We start from the raw sequence: 18,702 nt of genomic DNA, 5'->3' as shown, positions 1-18,702 counted from the left end.
CCGGACGATCCGCTGGTTATTGGCGCGCGGCGGCGTCCTCGCGAGACACTAGCCCGGTGACGTCCCCGCACCCGACCCAGTCACGCACCCGGCGTGGGCGCGTGCGCATGCCCCGCGCCGAGCGGCGCGAGCAGTTGATCGAGGTGGCGCGCGGACTGTTCGCCGAGAAGGGCCTGGAGGGCACCTCGGTGGAGGAGATCGCGACCTACGCCGAAGTCAGCAAGCCGGTGGTGTATGAGCACTTCGGCGGCAAGGAGGGGCTGTACGCGGTCGTGGTCGACCGCGAGGTGCGCCGCCTGCACGACTCGATCTACGACGCCATCTCGCGCCCGCACACCGATCCGCGTTCCCTCATCGAACTCGGCACGCTCGCCCTGCTCGACTACATCGAAGAAGAGCCGGACGGCTTCCGGATCATCAGCCGCGACTCCTCGCCCTACTCCCAGGGCGGCAACTTCCAAACCATCCTGTCCAGCATCGCCAGCCGCGTCGAGGGCCTGCTGGCCATGCAGTTCGAGCGCCGCGGCTTCGACCCGGGCACCGCACCCCTGTATTCGCAGATGCTGGTCGGCCTGGTCGCCCTCGCCGGCCAGTGGTGGGTCGAGTCGCGCGACACCACCACGCTCAGCAAGCCGCAGGTGGCCGCGCACCTGGTCAACCTGACCTGGCACGGCATGCGCCACCTGCAGCCGCAGCCGTCCTTGCGCGTCGGCGAGGAGCCGGCCGAGGCCGACGAGCCTGACGACCTCAGCTCAACCGGGTGATCGTCACCGTCACGGTCAGATCGGCCTCGGCGTCGCCCAGGTAGACGCCCTTGAACGGCGCCACGTCCTCATAGTCGCGCCCGCGCGCCACCGTGATGTGCCCCAGCCCGACCGGACGCCGGTTCGTCGGGTCGATCCCGCACCAGGCCCGGCCGTCCCACCACTCCACCCAGGCGTGGCTTTCGGCGGCCAGCGACGTGCCCAGCGGCGCGTCGGCGTCCGGCATCAGGTAGCCCGACACGTAGCGGGCCGGGACGCCGAGGCCGCGCAGCGCGCCCAGGGTGACGTGCACGAAGTCCTGGCAGACGCCCTTGCCGGCGGCCCACGCGTCGGCGGCCGCGGTCGTCGCCTCGGTGACACCGGCCTCGTAGTCCAGGTGGGCGCCGATCGCCTCGACCACCGCCTCCACCGTCGCGGCCGGGTCCAGGCCGGACGCCGGGGCGGCGAAGGCTTCCACCACCTCGGCGGGCAGATCGGTGCGCGGCCTGGTCTGCAGGTACTCGTAGAGCAGGTCGCGGGTCTGGGCGGCGCGCAGCGACTCCCAGGTCACCGGCTCGCAATCGGCCGCGATCTCGTCGCGCTCGACGGTCGAGATCGCCTCCAGCACCAGCGCCTCGTGCAAGCCCGAGGTCTCCAGCGCGGTGACGTGCGTGCCCCAGTAGTCGCGGTAGGTCGTGCTCCACGACAGCGGACGGATGCGCAGCCGGCTCTCCAGGGTGGTCTGGCCGGGCTCGGTCAGCGGGGTCATCCGGACCTCGTTGTGCGAGGCGCTCACGGGCGCGGTGTAGTGATAGCTGCTGGTGTGGACGATCCGGTAGCGGCAGGTGGTCACTTGATTTCCTCCGTCCAGGATTGTTCCGGGCCACCCGGGAAGTAGCGTTCGCCGACCGAGACCGCCACCTCGGTGACCATCCGCTGCACCCGCGCCATCTGCGGGCCGAGTTCGCGGATCACATGGTCGGGCTGGCGGTATTCCAGCGAGGTGCGGATCCGGCCGAGCAGGCGGCGTCCCTCGACGGTGAAGCCGACCGGCGTCCGTTCGGGATCGAGCCGTTCCAGCGCGGCCTCGGCCTGGATGATCGCGTACATCACCGAGCGCGGGAACTGCCGGTTGAGCACCAGGAACGTCGCCACCGCCTCATCGGTGAACACGCCCTGGGAGGAGCGCATGAACCCTTGAGTGCCGCCGCAGGACGACAGCACCGACTGCCACGACAGCCCGCCGATCGGCAGCGTGCCGGCGTTGAGGATGCGCGCGGTCATGTCGGCGCGTTCCAGGTAGCGGCCCAGCACGAGGAAGTCCCAGGCCTCATCGTGGCTCATCGTCGAGTCGGCGATGCCCGCGATCAGGATCGAGCGTTCCCGCGCCCAGGACAGATGCCGGGCGGTGCCGTCCGGCGCGCCGAGGCGTCCCCAGCGCAGCCAGGCGGTGTTGATGCCCTCCCACAGGTCGGTGGACAGCGTCTCCCGCGCCCGGCGGGCGTTCTCGCGGGCGGCGTTCCACGAGCCGGTGACCGAGGACGGGTTGCTCGCGTCGAACACGAGCCGGTCGCGCAGTTCGGCGTAGCTGACCCGCTGCTGAGTGCGCTCCCCCATCACCGCGTTGAGCACCATGTGGGCCGAGTCGTCGCTCGCACCCAGGCCGCCCTCCAGCATGGCCAGGCGCACCACGTCCACCAGCCGGGCGGTGCCGTCGACGCGCTCGACGTAGCGCCCGATCCAGAACAGCGATTCAGCGATGCGGCTCAGCATGTGCGCCCCTCCTTTCCGGACGCCGCGGGCGCGGCCTGCTGTTGCTGCTTCTGCTGCTCCTTGACCGAGCGGATCGGGTCGGGGCTGAACTCGTCGGGCGCGGTCATCACGATGATCTCGGTGGCGGGACGTTCGGCGTCCTCGGCCGGCTCGGCGGGACCGGCCGGGGCGAGCACCCAGGTGTCCTTCGAGCCGCCGCCCTGGGAGCTGTTCACCACCAGCTCGCCCTCGGGCAGCGCCACCCGGGTCAGGCCGCCGGGCAGCACGGTGACGGTCTCGCCGTCGTTGACGGCGAAGGGACGCAGGTCGACGTGGCGCGGTTTGAGGGCGCCCTCGATCAGGGTCGGGACGGTGGACAGCTGCACCACGGGCTGGGCGATCCAGCCGCGCGGGTCCTCGACCAGACGCTCGCGCAGCGCATCCAGGGTGGCGCCGTCCGCCTCGGGGCCGATCACCAGGCCCTTGCCACCGGAGCCGTCGACCGGCTTGACCACCATCTCGTCCACGTGGGCCAGCACATGGGCGAGGTGGTCGGGTTCGACGCAGCGGAAGGTGTCGACGTTGGGCAGGATCGGTTCCTCGTCGAGGTAGTAGCCGATGAAGTCGGGCACGTAGGAGTAGACCAGCTTGTCGTCGGCCACCCCGTTGCCCACCGCATTGGCGACCGTGACGCGTCCGGCCCTGATCGCGTTGATCAGGCCGGGGACGCCGAGCACCGAGTCGGGCCGGAACTGCACCGGATCGAGGAAGTCGTCGTCGACGCGGCGGTAAATCACGTCGACGCGCCGGTCGCCGCGGGTGGTGCGCATCCGCACCGTGCCGCCGGTGCAGATCAGGTCGCGGCCCTCGACCAGTTCGACGCCCATCATCCGGGCCAGCAGGGAATGCTCGAAGTAGGCGGAGTTGTAGACGCCCGGGGTGAGCACCACCACGGTCGGGTTCGGGTTGCCGCCGGGCGCCGCCGCGCGCAGGGCGCGCAGCAGGTGGCGGGGGTAGTCGTGCACGCCGCGGATCTTCAGCGCCGAGAACGCCTCGGGGAACGTGTTGGTCAGCGCACGCCGGTTGCTGATCACGTACGAGACGCCCGAGGGCACCCGGACGTTGTCCTCCAGCACACGGAAGGTGCCCTGCTCGTCGCGCACCAGGTCGATGCCCGACACGTGCACCCGGACGCCGTTGTGCGGCCGGATGCCCACCGCGGCCCGGTGGAAGTGGCTGGAGCTGAGGATCACCTCCAGCGGCAGGATGCCGTCGCTGACCACGCGCGGCAGGCCGCCGTCGCGGGCGTACACGTCGTCGAGGAATGCCTCCAGCGCCCGCACCCGCTGCTGGACGCCGCGGTCGATCACATCCCACTCATCGGCCGGGATGATCCGCGGCACCAGATCGAGGGGGAAGGCCCGCTCTTCGCCCGCATAGTCGAAGGTGACGCCCTGGTCGACGTAGGTGCGGGCCAGCTGGTCCGCGCGGCGGGCGAGTTCGTCCGGGCCGAGGCGGCTCAGCGTGTCGTGGATCACCTCGTACTGCGATCGGGGCAGGCCACCGCGGTCGATCATCTCGTCCCACGCGCGGCCCTGCGGATAGGCGGCGAACAGCGTCATGCAACCACGGTAAGGCGCGCCGGTTACGGTGATGTGAAACGCGTTACGGCCGTGTGACGACCTCAGCCGAAGAGGCGGGCTCCGGGAACCGGGCCCGAGGCTCGGCGGATGGCGCGGCAGACACCCAGGCCGGCCAGCGCGCCGGAGAGGCGGACGGCGGCGTCCTCGTTGGCGGTCAGGAACGCGCAGGTGGGGCCCGAGCCGGAGACGATCCCGGCCAGCGCGCCGGCGCCGACGCCGGCGTCCAGCACCTCGGCCAAGTGCGGGCGCAGCGACAGCGCGGCGGGCTGCAGGTCGTTGACCAGGTGCTCCGCGACACGGCGGACGTCGCCGCTGGCCAAGCCTTCCAGCAGGCCGGGCGGGACCGGCGGGGCGGCGCCGGCGTCCGGGTTGAGTTCGTCGAAGCGGCGGAACACCGCTGGCGTCGAGAGCTCGACCTCGGGCAGGGCGAGCACCCAGTGGTAGCCGCCGCGGCTGAGGATCGGCACCAGCACGTCGCCCCGGCCGCGACCGAAGGCGGTCGAGCCGAGCAGGCAGAACGGGACGTCGGCGCCCAGTTCCGCGCCGAGCGCCTCCAGCTCCGAGGGGCTGATGTCGATATGCCACAGGTGGGCGCAGGCGACCAGCGCGGCGGCGGCGTCCGCCGACCCCCCCGCCATGCCACCGGTCACCGGGATGGTCTTGCGGATCTCGAACGCGACGCCGTAACGGTCCTCGCCGCCGTGGCGCGACGCGAGCAGCCGGGCAGCCCGCAGCGCGAGGTTCGAGTCGTCGGTCGGCACCAGGTGGGCCTGGTCACCGAGGGTCTCGATCCGGTACTCCCCCGCCGGTGCGAGCAGCGCGGTGAGATCGTCGAACAGCGACAGCGCCTGGAACACCGTGTTCAGCGGGTGGTAGCCGTCCGGACGCGCCCCGCCCACCCGGAGCGCCAGATTCACCTTGCCCGGCGCGCGCACCTTCACTCGGTCATCGCTGCGGGCGGTCGGCTTCATACGTCCTTGTCTATCAGCCGCTCGGCGATCCTCGCGAAGTCCGCCACCCCGAGCACCTCGCCGCGCGCCTGCGGATCCACCCCGGACGCCTCGAGCGCGGCCGCCGCCTGCGCCGAGGAGCCGAACAGCCCCGACAGCGCTCCGCGCAACATCTTGCGCCGCTGCGCGAAAGCGGCGTCGATCACGCTGAACACCTCTTCGCGGGACGCCGAGGTCACCGGCGGCTCGCGGCGGGTCAGCGCGACCAATCCGGAGTCGACATTGGGCACCGGCCAGAACACCTTCGGCGGCACCGTGCCGATCCGCGACGAGGACGCGTACCAGGCCAGCTTCACGCTCGGCACGCCGTAGGTGCGCGACCCGGGACCGGCGACCAAACGATCGGCGACCTCCAACTGCACCATCACCAGCCCGCGGGTGATCGAATCCCAGCGGGCGAGCACATGCAGCAGCACCGGCACACTCACGTTGTAAGGCAGATTCGCCACCACCGCCGTCGGCGGCGGTCCGGGCAGATCGGTCACGTCGAGGGCGTCCGCCTCGACCACCCGCAGCCGCTGCGACGCCTCCGGCAGGCGCTGCTGCACCGTGCGCGGCAGCCGCCGGGCCAGCGGCGGATCGATCTCGATCGCGGTCACCTGCGCGCCCGTCTCGAGCAGGCCGAGGGTGAGCGAGCCCAGGCCGGGGCCGATCTCCAGCACGACGTCGTCGGCGGTGACCCCCGAGGCGGCCACGATGCGCCGGACCGTGTTCGCGTCGTGCACGAAGTTCTGGCCGCGCTGCTTGGTCGGCCGCAGATTCAACTCCGCCGCGAGCGCGCGCAACGTGCGCGGGTCGAGGAGCGCGTCAGCCATCACTGCCCCCATCATCGGCCGCACCAGCGGGTTCGGTTCCCCCACCACCGGCCACGCTTGCCGGTTCGGTTCCCCAGTCACCGAACAGTGCCGTGGCATTGGCGTCGATCGCCGCGCAGAACTCCTCCAGCGGTTCGCCGCGCAACTCGGCGAGGAAGCGCACCGTGTGCGGCATCAGGTAGCTCGCGTTGGGGCGTCCGCGCACCGGGATCGGCGTCAAATAGGGGGCGTCGGTCTCGACCAGGATGCGGTCGAGCGGAGTGATCCGGGCGGCCTCGCGCAGGGCCTCGTTCGCCTTGAACGTCACCGTGCCGGGAAAGGACAGGTAGGCCCCGGCGTCCAGGCAGCGGCGCGCGAAGGCGGCATCACCGGAGAAGCAGTGCATCTGCACCCGCTCGGGCCAGCCCTCGGCGTCCAGCACCTCGGTGAGCGCCTCGTGGGCGTCCCGGTCATGGATCACCAGCGCCAGACCGTGCGCCTTCGCCCAGCCGATGTGCGCCGCGAACGCCGCCCGCTGGGCGTCGCGGCCGCAACCGTCCTTGACCCAATAGAAGTCGAGCCCGGTCTCTCCGACGGCGCGCACGCGATCGCTGGTGCCGAGCAGCCCCTCCAGCGCGCGCATCGCCTCATCGAGCCCGTCGCCGAGTTCGACCACATCGTGGGGATGGATCGCGAGCGCCGCGATCACCTCGTCGTGCTGCTCGGCGAGCGCCATCGCCGCGCGCGAGGACTCCACGTCATAGCCGACGTCGACCAGCCGCCGGACGCCCACCCGCCGGGCGCGGGCCAGGGCATCGGCCGGCTGCAACCCGGACTTCCGGGCGGTCGTGCCGAGATGGGTGTGCGCGTCGGTCACCGCCACGGGCAGTGGCTCGGGAGGCGCAGGCAGATCACGCCCGGGCGCTGGCGCGGGCGATGCCCCGGGCGCGGCGGAGATAGTCACCGCGTCAGGATAGGCGTTCACCCGAGCACCCGGCGCGCCAGCACGTCACGGGCCCAATCCTGATTGACAGAACGTGGGATCACAGCGGGTGATCGGAAACTCTGGGGGAAGTGACCTGGCCACGCCGCCCGGGTTGGTCACGTTCGCCCGGGTTAGTCACCATCGCCCGGGTTAGTCACGTTCGCCCGGCCTGTCGCCCGGTGTAGTCACCGTCGCCCGGGTAGGAAACAGGGCGACAGCACCGAAACCGGGCGACGTGCGGCACCTTCGACCAAAGCGCCGGCCGCGGGATGGAGAGATCAGGTGCCGGGAAGCACCACGCTTTGACGCCCAGAAGCACCGTCAATGGAGAGACGTGGCGAGTAGACGCACCACGACTTTGCATTGATGACGCGAACACCGTCGTGGTGTTGAAGCGTACGTGTGACGACAGTTGTGTCGGCCACGATCACCACGGTGCTGACGCACCACGCCGTTCGCGCTGATTTCGCACGCCCGCCAAGGATCACCTCCGACGGCCTCTCGTGGCGTCGGCGCCTCACGCCCCGCCCCACCACTCACGCGCACGAGTTGCACGGATACGCACGAAATTTCGTAGGCAACGGTGCAACTCGTGCGCAACAGCGAACACGAGCCGCTCCAACCGCCGAGCGGACGCGCCGATCGGTGCGTCCGCGTGGGCTGGTCCGACGACGAGTCAGCAGGTGGTCATCCGCGCGCCTGGAGCGCCTGGTTGTACAGCGCGCCCTTGGCCAGGCCGGTGGCGGAGGCGACTGCGGCGGCGGCGTCCTTGAGGCGTTCGCCCGACTCGACGCGGGCCAGCACCTCGGCGACGGCGTCCTCGGCGCTGATCGAGGGCCCGGACGCACCGGCGACCACGACGGTGATCTCGCCGCGCACCTCGCCGGTCGCCCAGGCGGCCAGCTCGCCGAGACCGCCGCGGATCACCTCCTCGTAGGTCTTGGTCAGCTCGCGGCACACCGCGGCCGGACGGTCGGCGCCGAAGGCGTCCCGGGCATCGGCGAGGAAGGCGGCCAGCCGGTGCGGCGCCTCGAAGAAGACCATGGTGCGCTCCTCGCGGGCCAGCGCACCCAGGACGCGGCGGCGCTCGCCGGGTTTGCGCGACACGAAACCCTCGAAGCAGAACCGGTCGGTGGGCAGCCCCGAGACGGCGAGCGCGGTGAGCACCGCGGAGGGTCCCGGCACGGCGGTGACCCGGATGCCGGCGGCGATGGCCGCCTGCACCACCCGGAACCCGGGATCGGACACCGAGGGCATGCCCGCGTCGGTGGCGACCACCACCCGCTCGCCGGCGTGAAGCGCATCGATCAGGACGCCGACCCGGCTGGCCTCGTTGCCGTCGAAGTACGACACGATCCGCCCGGTGAGTTCGATGCCGAGGCGACGGCACAGGTCGCGCAGCCGGCGGGTGTCCTCGGCGGCGATCACGTCGGCGCCGGTGAGGGCGTCCAGCAGCGCCGGCGAGGCGTCGGCCATGTCACCGATCGGGGTGGCGGCCAGGACGAGGACGCCCGAGGCGTCCGGTTCAGCAGGGGTCACCGCCCCAGTATGGCCAACCGTGTTCGCCGGTGGACCGGCACCGCGTCCGTTTCGGCGCGCCCCCTACCATGGCCGGGTGACGACTCCCCCGGCGCTCAGCACCCTCGATCGCCTCCGCGACGGCATGCGCGAACCGCGCCTGCTGAGTTGGGCGGTGACGCTCGGGATCGGCCTGCTGGCGTTCCTGATCCGGATCATCGGGGTGGCGAACCCGCCGTCGCTGATGTTCGACGAGACCTATTACGCCAAGGACGCCTGGGCGCTGCTGCAGCAAGGCTACGAGGGCAATTGGGCCGAGTCGGCCAACGCGGCGATCGAGGCCGGTGACGTGTCCGGGCTGAGCGAGACCGGCTCGTTCATCGTGCATCCGCCGGTCGGCAAGTGGCTGATCGCCTCGGGTGAGGCGCTGTTCGGGATGAACCCGTTCGGCTGGCGGATCGCCGCGGTCGTCTTCGGCGCCCTGCTGGTGGTGGCGACCATCCGGCTGGCGCACCGGCTGTCCCGCTCGCTGATGATCGGCGCGCTGGCGGGCATCCTGCTCACCTTCGACGGCCTCGCCTTCACGATGAGCCGCATCGCGCTGCTCGACATCTTCCAGGCCACCTTCCTGGTGGCCGCCGTCGCCGCGCTGGTCGCCGACCGCGACCATCACCGGCACACACTCGCCGACGCGATGGACGCTGCCGGGCTGCGCACCCTGGGCGGCTCGTTCGGGCCGCTGCTGTGGCGGCGTCCATGGCGCTGGAGCGCCGGCGTCCTGTTCGGTCTGGCGATCGCCACCAAGTGGAATTCGCTCTACGTGCTGGCCGTGTTCGGCCTGCTCAGCGTGTGGTGGGACGTCGGCGCGCGGCGCCTGGCCGGTGCCGGGTTCCTGGCCTGGACGTCCGTGCTGAGGGAAGGCGTCCTGGCGTTCGTGTCGCTGGTCGGCACCGCGGCGGTCGTCTACGTGGCCTCGTGGACGAGCTGGCTGACCACCTCGGGCGGCTGGGGGCGCGATTGGGGCGCCCAGCACCCCGACCACCCCTGGGTGACCACCCTCGGCGAGGGATTCGCCTCCCTGCTCAACTACCACCGCGAGATCTACGCGTTCCACACCGGCGACTACATCCGTGAGCAAACCCACGGCTATGACGCGCACCCCGGTGGCTGGCTGCTGATGCTGCGCCCGACCGCCTTCTATGCCAACTACGACATTCAGCCGGGCACGAAGGGCTGCCTAGGCCCCGAGACATGCGTCGAGCGGGTCAGCGCGCTCGGCACCCCGTTGCTGTGGTGGATGGCCGCGGCGGCCCTGGTGGTGGCGCTGATCTGGTGGCTGGCCGGGCGCGACTGGCGGTTCGCGGTGCCCGCGCTCGCCGCGCTGGCCACCTACCTGCCCTGGTTCGCCTCGACCGACCGTCCGCTGTTCTTCTTCTACACGATCACGATCATCCCATTCACCACGATCGCGCTGGCGATGACGATGGGTCTGTTGCTCGGCCCCGCCCGGGCCCCCGGACGCCGCAGCGGCGCGATCATCGTCGGCGTCGCGAGCGGGCTGGTCGTGGCGAACTTCGCCTACCTGTATCCGGAGTTCACCGGGCAGGTCCTCACCGATGCCGCCTGGCGGGCCCGGATGTGGCTGGCCACCTGGGTCTAACCGCCCCCGGAGCCGCCGTGGGTCTCACGGTGCCATGGACACCGGCCGGACGCCCCGGTTGCAGAACTGTGACCTGCGCGTCCGAATCGTGATCTGAACCACGATCGGGGCGTCCCCGATCCCGTCTAGGGTGAACGTCACCCCGGCTCCGCCCCACGACTTGGAGGACACCAGTGAAGACGCTGCGCCTCGGAGCGTGTCTCGGCACGACTCTGGCGATCGTCCTCACCGCGGGGTGCACCACACAACAGCCGCCGGTGCCGTCGAACACCCCGATGGTGCCCGCGAACGCGCCCCACGACGTCAACGCCACCTCGCGCGACCGGATCAGCGACGGCGGTCTGCTGCGGTTCGGCGTCCGCTCACTGCCGGCACAGTGGAATCCGTTCCACGCCGAGGCCGCCGACGCAGACACCCAGCGCGTCCTCGCCCCGCTGGCGCCCACCCATTTCACGCTGGATCCCGCGGGCCGGGCCACGCCGAATCCCGACTTCATCACCGGTGCGGACGCCCGGCACGACGGCAACACCGTCGTCACGCTCCAGCTGAACGCGAACGCGGTCTGGGGTGACGGCGAACCGCTGACGGCCGCCGACTGGGTGGCCACCTGGGAATGGGCCCGATCCGGGCAGGCGTCCCCGGCTGCCGTGCCGGGATGGGCGCACGTGACCGAGGTGCGCCCGGGCTGGTCGCCGCGCGAGGTGGTGCTCACCTATGCCGGCATCGAGCCCGACTGGGCCGAGCCGCTGGTGCGGGGCCCGCTGCGCGCCGGCTCGCTGCAGGCGGCGTCCTGGACCGACTACACGTCCGCCCACTACGCCTCGCCGTTCGTGGTCGCCCACGTCGATCGCCCGCAGGGGCTGGTCACCCTGGAGCGCAATCCGCGCTGGTGGGGGGATGCGCCCAAGCTGGAACGGATCATGTTCCGCACGGTGCAGCCCGAGGCCTTCTCGGCGGCCTTCCTGCACAACGAGCTCGACCTGTGGGAGACCGGGCTGTCGGCCGATGCGCTCCAGCAGTCGCGGGCGGCCGCCGACACCAGCCTGCGCACCGCGCCCGGCACCCGCGGTCGCGCGCTCGCGGTGAAACCGCGCGGTCCCTTGGCGGACGCCGGCGTGCGGCGCGCGCTGGTGCAGGGCCTGGACCGGGCCGCTCTGCTCACCGCGGCGCTGCCGTCGGAGACGTCGGCCGCCACCACCGCCGTGTGGTCCAACCCGCTGCTCTTGCCGACCCAGCCCGGCTACGTCGATCAAGCCCGCGCGACCGGGCTGACGGCGGACCCGGCGGCGGCCGCCCGCGCCCTCGACGAGGCCGGCTGGACGCTCGAGGGCGGCGTCCGCACCAAGAACGGCCAGCCGCTCACCCTCACCTTCGAGGCCGCCGAGGGCGACGTCCGGGCCTCCGCGGAATTCGAGGAACTCCTCGATCAGTGGGCCGGCCTCGGCGTCACCCTGAACGCGGTCGCTTCGGACGCCGACCTGGCCCCGCGCAGCCTGCCGATCAGCCCGTTCCCGCTGGCGACACTGCCCGCCGAGGCCACCGCCACCGCCACCGGGCGCGAGTTGAGCGACAAGGTCTCAGCCGAGGTAGACCCGGTGCGCCGAGCCGACACCGCCAGCCAACTCGCCCGGCTGCTGTGGCAGGAGGCCACCCTCGTCACGCTCTACCAGGAGCCGCAATATGTGGCGGTGCGCGCCGGGCTGGCGAATCTGGGCGCGCCAGGGTACGGCACGACCGAGTGGGAGGACGTCGGCTGGACCTCCTAGCCGGAATCGCTGAATTCACCCGGTCGCGGACGCTACAGTGCGGGCGTTTGCGCGGACGGATGAAGGGCACAGGCCAATGGCCATATGGAAGCTGCACGGCAACGGAACCCTCGAACCCGGGGCGGTGGTCGCCCCCGACGAGCGGCTCACCTGGGGCAAGACGATCGGCCTGGGCACCCAGCACGTAGTGGCCATGTTCGGCGCCACCTTCGTGTTCCCGCTGCTGATGGGCCTCAACCCACAGCTCGCGGTGATGATGTCGGGCATCGCGACGCTGATCTTCCTCGCGGTGGTGCGCGGGCGGGTGCCGTCCTACCTGGGCAGTTCGGCGTCCTTCGTCGGGGTGTCGACCGCCATCTACGCCGCCGGCGGCAACCCCTCTCATGTCTCGGGCGCGATGTTCTGGGTGGGGGTGCTGCTGCTGATCGCGGGCGTGATCATCCATGCCGCCGGGGCGCGGGTGATCCACCGTGCGCTGCCGCCGGTGGTGACCGGCGCGGTCGTGATGCTGATCGGTTTCAACCTGGCGCCGGTCGTCGCCAAGACCTACTGGCCTCAGGACCAGTGGGTCGGGTTGATCACCATGCTGATCGTGGTCGTGCTCAGCGTCGGCGTGCGCGGCTTCGTGAGCCGGATCGCCATCTTCGTCTCGCTGATCGCGGGCTACGTGCTCAGCTGGGTGCTCGACCTACTCACCGGCCCGATCACCTCTTTCGCCCCCGCCGCGGGCGAGGCGACCACGCATCTGCGCGTCGACTGGTCCGGGGTGGCCTCGGCCCCGTGGCTGGGCCTTCCGCCGGTGACCGACCTGGGCAGTTGGACGCTGCACGGGGCGTCCAATGTGGTCGGCTTCCATGCGCCGTCGTTCAACATCGCCTTCGCGCTGGTCGCGCTGCCGGTGGTGATCGCGCTGATCGCCGAGAACACCGGGCACGTCAAGGCGGTCGCCGAGATGACCGGCGCCGACCTGGATCAGGAGATGGGCAAGGCGATCGGCGCCGACGGCGTCACCTCGATGCTCGCCACCGCCGCGGGCGCCTGCCCGACCACCACCTACGCCGAGAACATCGGCGTGATGGCGGCCACCCGGGTGTACTCCTCGGCCGCCTACGTGGTGGCCGCGTTCGTCGCCATCTTGTTCGGCTTCTCGCCCAAGTTCGGTGCGATCATCTCCGCGACGCCGGGCGGCGTGCTCGGCGGCATCACCGTGGTGCTGTACGGCATGATCGGCCTACTCGGGGCGAAGATCTGGAAGGAGAACCGGATCGACTTCGGCAACCCGATCAACCTGGTTCCGGTGTCGGCGGGCATCATCATCGGCGTGGGCGACGTCAGCCTCACCGTCGGCGACTTCACCCTGAGCGGCATCGCCTTCGGCACCCTGGTCACCGTGGCCGTCTACCACCTGGCGCACTGGCTGGCGCCGGCCGAACTGAAGCACGACCTGCAGGGCGCGGTGCTGATCGTCGACCGTCCCGGCGCCTACCTCGACCCGGACGCCGACGACGACTGAGCATCAGGGCCGCGGACTAGACTCGGGCCCGCAGCCGCCGGCCGGAGTCCATCGCAGCATCGAGGTTTTTTCGTGAGCAGCACGTCGCCGTCATCGTCCGCCACCCGCCGCGCGCCGTCCACCGGCGCGCTCCTGGGGGTGAGCGGTGCGGTCGTCGCGGCCTACGTCGCCGTCTGGCTGACCGGGCTCGACCTGGCGGTGCGGCCACCGCTGCCGGCCCGCATCCAGGCCGACGACGTCACCGGGCTGATCTCGCTGATCGGCGATCTGACCGCGCGCCTGGCCGCGCTGGGCACCCTCGGCGTCCTCACCGCGATCGTCGGCTTCGCGCCGAAGAACGACGACGACACCCTCACCGAAGCCGGAGGGCGCCTGCGCGGCTGGGCCGGGCGGCTGGCGCAGGTGTGGTTCATGGCGTCGGTGCTCAACACCTTCGCCAACCCGGCCTATGTCAACGGCGTCCCGATCGGGCTGACGTTCACGCCGGCCTCGTGGTGGACCTTCGTGTGGGCGTCCCCCTCAGGCCTGGCCTGGCTGGCGTCCGCCCTGGTCGCGGCGGGAATCACCGTGGCCTGCTATGTGTCGAGGCATTGGGCGGCGAACCTGATCGGGCTGGTCGCCGGCGTGCTCGCGCTGTGCTTCGTCGCGGTCACCGGCAATGTGACCGTCGGGTTCAATCACGACTGGGCGACCGATGCCGCCATCGTCGGCACCTTCACCGCGATCCCGCTGGCCGCGGCGTCGCTGGGCGCCTGGCTGGCCGGCGACGCCGCGTCCGTGCGGCGCTACCAACGACTGGTGCCGCCGCTGCTCGCCGTCGCGGCCGGGGCGCACGCGGTGATCACCTGGCAGCAGATGGCCGGCGTCCCGCTCACCGCGACGCCGTACGGGCTGTGGAGCCTCGCGCTCGCCGCGGTCGGCGTCCTGTACGGCCTGATCTGGCTGGTACGGCAGTTCTGGGGCGGACGCGGCACCTCGCTGATCGCGGTGGATATCGTGCTGGCCATCGCCTTCACGGCCATCACGACCGCGACCAATCACGTGCCGCCGCCGCGCTTCCTGGAGCCGCAGAACATCCAGGTCAACTACCTCGGCTACGAAGTCGTCCTCGCCCCCACCATCGAGCGGCTGGTCACGCTGGGGCGTCCGAACCTGCTGTGGGTGTGCATCGTCGTGTTCGCGCTCGGCGCCTACGCCGCCGGCGTGGTGAAGGCGCACCGGCTGGGCCGGCGCTGGCCGCTGGGGCGTAGCGTCGCGTGGGCCGCCGCCTGGCTGCTCACCCTGTTCCTGGCCGTCACCGGGCTGTGGGAGTACTCGACCGTCCAGTACAGCTGGCACATGGTCGTGCACATGACCGTCAACATGCTGGTGCCCGTGCTGGGTGTCCTGGGCGCGCCGCTGGCGCTGATCCGGGCCGGGTCGGCGTCCGCCAGCACGCATGTGACGCTCGGCGACGCCATCGACTCGCTGGACTCGCACCGGCTGTGGCAGTTCGTCACCAGCCCGGTGGTGGCCTGGCTGGCCTATGTGGGCAGCCTGTTCGCGGTCTACTTCACCCCCGCGTTCCCGTGGCTGATGAAGTACCACTGGGCGCACCAGCTGATGCTGCTGGTGTTCATGATGACCGGCTACTTCTTCTTCACCCTCATCATCGGCGCCGACCGCACCTCCAAGCAGCTGCCGCACCTGCTCAAGCTGGCGCTGGTCATCTCGATCATGCCGTTCCATGCCGTGTTCGCAGTCGGCATCTTGTCGAGCCAGTCCCTGATCGGCGCCGACTTCTACCAGACCATCGCCGTCGGCTGGCTGGCGGGCCACGATGCGCTGATGGCCGACCAGAACATCGCCGGTCAGGCGTCCTGGTTCCTGGGTGAGATCCCGCTGTTCGTGGTGATCATCGCGCTCGCCTCGCAGTGGTTCCGCGCCGACTCCAAGGACGCCGCCAGGATCGATGCGCGCGCCGACTCCGGTGAGGACGATTCGCTCGACGCCTACAACGACATGCTGGCCGAGTTGGCCAAACGGGACGCCGAGCGCGCCCGCGAGACCGTGGTGAAGAGGCTCGAACCGTGACCCAGACCGAGACCGGCCAGCCGTCCAGCGGCCTCGACCAGCGGGTCGAGCTCGACATCTCGGGGATGACCTGCGCCGCCTGCGCGTCCCGGATCGAGAAGAAGCTCAACAAGATGGACGGCGTCCGCGCCACCGTCAACTACGCCACCGAACGCGCCGTCATTCTCGGGTTGCCGCCTCAGAAGGCGCCGGACGCCGTCGGCGTGGTCGAGGCGGCCGGCTACGGGGCTTCGCCGGTCGTGGACGGCGAAGAGGGCACCGGCTACGCCGACCGGGTCAAGATGCTGCGCAACCGGCTCATCGTCGCCGCGCTGCTCACCGTGCCGTTGGGCGACGTCGCGATCGTGCTGGCGCTGGCGCCGCAGATGCGGTTTCCCGGCTGGCAGTGGGTGCTGCTGGTCACCGCGCTGCCGGTGGTGTTCTGGTGCGCGTGGCCCTTCCACCGGGCGGCCTGGCGGAACCTGCGGCACGGCTCGACGTCGATGGACACCCTGGTCTCGCTGGGGATCCTGGCCGCGTTCACCTGGTCGCTGGTCTCCACGGTGCTGGGCACCGACGACACCACCGGATACTGGCTCGGCTACGGCATCGCGCCCGCCGGAGCCGATTCGCTGTATCTCGAAGTCGCGTCGGCGGTGACCACCTTCCTGCTCGGCGGGCGCTATATGGAGGCGCGCTCGAAGAAGTCCGCCCGGGGGGTGCTGTCGGCGCTCGGCAAGCTGGCGCCCTCGACGGTGCGGGTGATCCGCGACGGCCAGGAATCCATCATTCCCATCGGCGAGCTCCGGGTCGGCGACCGGTTCGGCGTCCGGCCCGGCGAGCGGATCGCCACCGACGGACGCGTCGTCGTCGGGGCGTCCGCGATCGACACCTCGATGATGACCGGCGAACCGGTGCCGCGCGAGGTCGCCGAGGGCGACCTGGTGCTGGGCGGCACCATCAACACCACCGGAGCCCTGATCGTGCAGGCCGAACGCGTCGGTGCGCACACCCAGCTGGCCCAGATGGCGGCCACCGCCGAACAGGCCCAGGCCCGCAAGGCCTCGGTACAGACCATGGTCGACAAGGTCGTGTCGTGGTTCGTGCCCGCCGTGTTGGTGATCTCCGCGGTGACGCTGGCGGCCTGGTTGCTCGCCGGCGGCGGGCCGCGTTCCGCGTTCAGCGCGGCGTTGAGCGTGCTGATCATCGCCTGCCCCTGCGCGCTCGGACTGGCCACTCCGACCGCCTTGATGGTGGGTGTCGGACGCGGCGGCCAGCTCGGCATCCTGATCAAAGGCCCCGACGCGCTGGAGGCGTCCGGCGTGATCGACACGGTCGTGCTCGACAAAACCGGCACCCTGACCACCGGTTCGATGAGGGTGGACGCGGTGCATGCCCTGGGCGACGACGACCGCCAGTCCATGGAAGTATCGGCCGCCGGCCGCCGGGGTATCACCGCGGTGTTGGCGACGGCTGCCGCCGTCGAGGCGCAGTCGGAGCATCCGCTGGCGAAGGCGATCGTGGCGCGGGCGTCCGCTGATGAGATCGCGGTCGAGCGGGCCGACGAGGTGCGGGCGATCCCGGGGCGTGGCGCGGTCGGGTCGGTGGCCGGCGAGGTGGTGCTGGTCGGCAATCCCGAGCTCTTGACCGAGAACGATGTGGCGTTGCCCGCCCAGGCCGTACATGCCGTCGAGGACGCGGCGTCCGTCGGCGCGAACGCGGTGCTGGTCGCGCGCGGCGGCGCCCTGCTGGGATGGATCATCGTCAGCGACACCATCAAGGAGTCGGCGGCCCCTGCGGTGGCGCGGCTCAAGGCGATGGGCTTGCGCACCGTGCTACTGACCGGCGACCGGCAGGCCGCGGGCGAGGCGGTCGGCGCGGCGGTCGGTGTCGACGAGGTGATCGCCGAGGTGCTGCCCACCGACAAGTCGGCGGTGATCGAGCGGTTGCAGGCCGACGGACGCCGGGTCGCCATGGTCGGCGACGGCATCAACGACGCCGCGGCGCTGGCCTCAGCGAACCTCGGTCTCGCGGTCGTCTCGGGCACCGACGTGGCGATGAAGTCGGCCGACATCATCCTGGTCCGCCGCGATCTGTCGGTGATCCCGGACGCCATCGCGCTGGCCCGGCGCACGTTGCGCACCATCAAGGGCAACCTGGTCTGGGCCTTCGGCTACAACATCGCCGCGATTCCCCTGGCCGCGTTCGGACTGCTCAATCCCTTGATCGCCGGCTTCGCGATGAGCCTGTCGAGCGTCTTCGTGGTCACCAACTCCACCCGGCTTCGCCGGTTCACGCCGGGCAACTGAACCGGGGTCCCACGAAGCGGATTCACGCGCAGATGGGGCGTTACCCCGTCGTCAATGTAGAGATGTGGCGAATAGACGCACCACGATTTTGCATTGATGAGGCGTCCAAGCCGACAGACCGTCCGGCATGGGCACAATGAGGGCGTGATCGATCAGCAGAGCCTCTGGGACGCCGAAGCCGCCCGGAACTACGACACACCCGGCGAAGGGGCGTTCGCCGAGGGCGTCCTCGGCCCGGCCGTGCGAGTTCTCGCCGAGCTTGCCGGGGAAGGCCAGGCCGTCGAGTTCGCGATCGGGACCGGGCGGGTCGCGATCCCTCTGGCCGAGGCCGGCGTGGACGTCAGCGGTATCGAGTTGTCGCACGCGATGGTCGCGCGGCTGCGCGAGAAGGCCGACGAACGCCGCATCCCCGTCGTGCAGGGCGACATGACCACGACCAGCGCCGGCACCGGGTTCACCCTGGCGTATCTCGTCTACAACACCATCGCGAACCTGCTCACCCAGGACGAGCAGGTCGAGTGCTTCCGGAACGCGGCCCGGCACCTCGCACCCGGAGGACGCTTCGTCATCGAGCTCTGGGTGCCCCAGTTGCGCGCGCTCGCCCCCGGTCGCGGCGGAACCGTCGAGGTGAGCCAGCCGGGGTACCTGCTGGTCGACACCTACGATCCCCTCCACCAGCAGGTGATCTCACACCACGTCCGCTTCGGACCCGATCTCGCCGACGGACGCGAAGCCCGGATCGAGCGCACACCCCACCGCTACATCTGGCCGAGCGAACTAGACCTGATGGCACGGCTGGCCGGCTTCGAACGCGAACACCGCTGGGCCGACTGGAACCGCACCGAGTTCACCGCCGACTCCCCCAGCCACGTCACGGTCTACCGCCTCGCAGCCCCGTCAATGTAGAGATGTGGCGAATAGACGCCCCACAATTTTTGCATTGATGAGGCGTCAGCA

14 protein-coding genes are annotated in these 18,702 nt (G+C 70.9%); 7 read left to right on the top strand and 7 right to left on the bottom strand.

The features are described from left to right. Positions 1 to 107 precede the first annotated feature (107 nt). On the top strand, positions 108 to 764 hold the full coding sequence (locus QM708_RS11275; protein ID WP_415111404.1) for a TetR/AcrR family transcriptional regulator: 657 nt from the start codon (positions 108 to 110) through the stop codon (positions 762 to 764). Here the strand turns inward: QM708_RS11275 and QM708_RS11270 are convergent. From QM708_RS11270 to rsmI, 7 genes are all read right to left on the bottom strand, one after another. Next, positions 748 to 1,596: a transglutaminase family protein gene (locus tag QM708_RS11270; RefSeq protein WP_415108278.1), complete on the bottom strand. Its 849-nt coding sequence runs from the start codon at positions 1,594 to 1,596 to the stop codon at positions 748 to 750. The genes QM708_RS11275 and QM708_RS11270 overlap by 17 nt on opposite strands. Beyond that, entirely contained in the window at positions 1,593 to 2,516 is a 924-nt protein-coding gene (locus tag QM708_RS11265; RefSeq protein ID WP_415108275.1) for an alpha-E domain-containing protein, read from the bottom strand. Before QM708_RS11265 ends, QM708_RS11270 begins: the two co-directional genes overlap by 4 nt. Next, positions 2,510 to 4,117: a circularly permuted type 2 ATP-grasp protein gene (locus tag QM708_RS11260; protein ID WP_415108272.1), complete on the bottom strand. Its 1,608-nt coding sequence runs from the start codon at positions 4,115 to 4,117 to the stop codon at positions 2,510 to 2,512. The genes QM708_RS11265 and QM708_RS11260 overlap by 7 nt, the downstream gene beginning before the upstream one ends. Positions 4,118 to 4,179: 62 nt before the next feature. Further along, a complete protein-coding gene (locus tag QM708_RS11255) occupies positions 4,180 to 5,109 on the bottom strand; it encodes a 4-(cytidine 5'-diphospho)-2-C-methyl-D-erythritol kinase (RefSeq protein ID WP_415108269.1) in 930 nt (309 codons plus the stop codon). Continuing rightward, the gene (gene rsmA, locus QM708_RS11250; RefSeq protein WP_415108266.1) at positions 5,106 to 5,963 is read right to left on the bottom strand and encodes a 16S rRNA (adenine(1518)-N(6)/adenine(1519)-N(6))-dimethyltransferase RsmA; all 858 of its coding nucleotides are present in this window, start codon (positions 5,961 to 5,963) and stop codon (positions 5,106 to 5,108) included. The genes QM708_RS11255 and rsmA overlap by 4 nt, the downstream gene beginning before the upstream one ends. After that, a complete protein-coding gene (locus QM708_RS11245) occupies positions 5,956 to 6,906 on the bottom strand; it encodes a TatD family hydrolase (protein WP_415108263.1) in 951 nt (316 codons plus the stop codon). Before QM708_RS11245 ends, rsmA begins: the two co-directional genes overlap by 8 nt. Positions 6,907 to 7,614: 708 nt before the next feature. After that, positions 7,615 to 8,403: a 16S rRNA (cytidine(1402)-2'-O)-methyltransferase gene (gene rsmI, locus QM708_RS11240; protein ID WP_415111401.1), complete on the bottom strand. Its 789-nt coding sequence runs from the start codon at positions 8,401 to 8,403 to the stop codon at positions 7,615 to 7,617. 187 nt (positions 8,404 to 8,590) lie between these two features. Here rsmI and QM708_RS11235 point away from each other — a divergent pair, with 187 nt between their 5' ends. The 6 genes from QM708_RS11235 to QM708_RS11210 all read left to right on the top strand — a co-directional run bounded on the left by QM708_RS11235 (position 8,591) and on the right by QM708_RS11210 (position 18,651). Then, the gene (locus QM708_RS11235; protein ID WP_415111398.1) at positions 8,591 to 10,105 is read left to right on the top strand and encodes a dolichyl-phosphate-mannose--protein mannosyltransferase; all 1,515 of its coding nucleotides are present in this window, start codon (positions 8,591 to 8,593) and stop codon (positions 10,103 to 10,105) included. A gap of 173 nt (positions 10,106 to 10,278) precedes the next feature. Next, entirely contained in the window at positions 10,279 to 11,871 is a 1,593-nt protein-coding gene (locus tag QM708_RS11230; protein WP_415108260.1) for an ABC transporter substrate-binding protein, read from the top strand. A gap of 76 nt (positions 11,872 to 11,947) precedes the next feature. Continuing rightward, positions 11,948 to 13,384, top strand: coding sequence for a uracil-xanthine permease family protein (locus QM708_RS11225; RefSeq protein ID WP_415108257.1), 1,437 nt, complete (start codon positions 11,948 to 11,950; stop codon positions 13,382 to 13,384). A 72-nt stretch (positions 13,385 to 13,456) separates the two neighbouring features. Beyond that, positions 13,457 to 15,457 (top strand): cytochrome c oxidase assembly protein, encoded by a 2,001-nt coding sequence (locus QM708_RS11220; protein ID WP_415108254.1) that lies wholly within the window; start codon positions 13,457 to 13,459, stop codon positions 15,455 to 15,457. Further along, positions 15,454 to 17,745 (top strand): heavy metal translocating P-type ATPase, encoded by a 2,292-nt coding sequence (locus QM708_RS11215; protein ID WP_415108251.1) that lies wholly within the window; start codon positions 15,454 to 15,456, stop codon positions 17,743 to 17,745. The genes QM708_RS11220 and QM708_RS11215 overlap by 4 nt, the downstream gene beginning before the upstream one ends. 144 nt (positions 17,746 to 17,889) lie before the next feature. Next, the gene (locus QM708_RS11210) at positions 17,890 to 18,651 is read left to right on the top strand and encodes a class I SAM-dependent methyltransferase (protein ID WP_415108248.1); all 762 of its coding nucleotides are present in this window, start codon (positions 17,890 to 17,892) and stop codon (positions 18,649 to 18,651) included. Positions 18,652 to 18,702 lie beyond the last annotated feature (51 nt).

Source organism: Propioniciclava sp., from assembly GCF_047602245.1.
Taxonomy (GTDB): Bacteria; Actinomycetota; Actinomycetes; order Propionibacteriales; family Propionibacteriaceae; genus Propioniciclava.
This window is presented reverse-complemented; position numbering and strand designations above follow the sequence as displayed.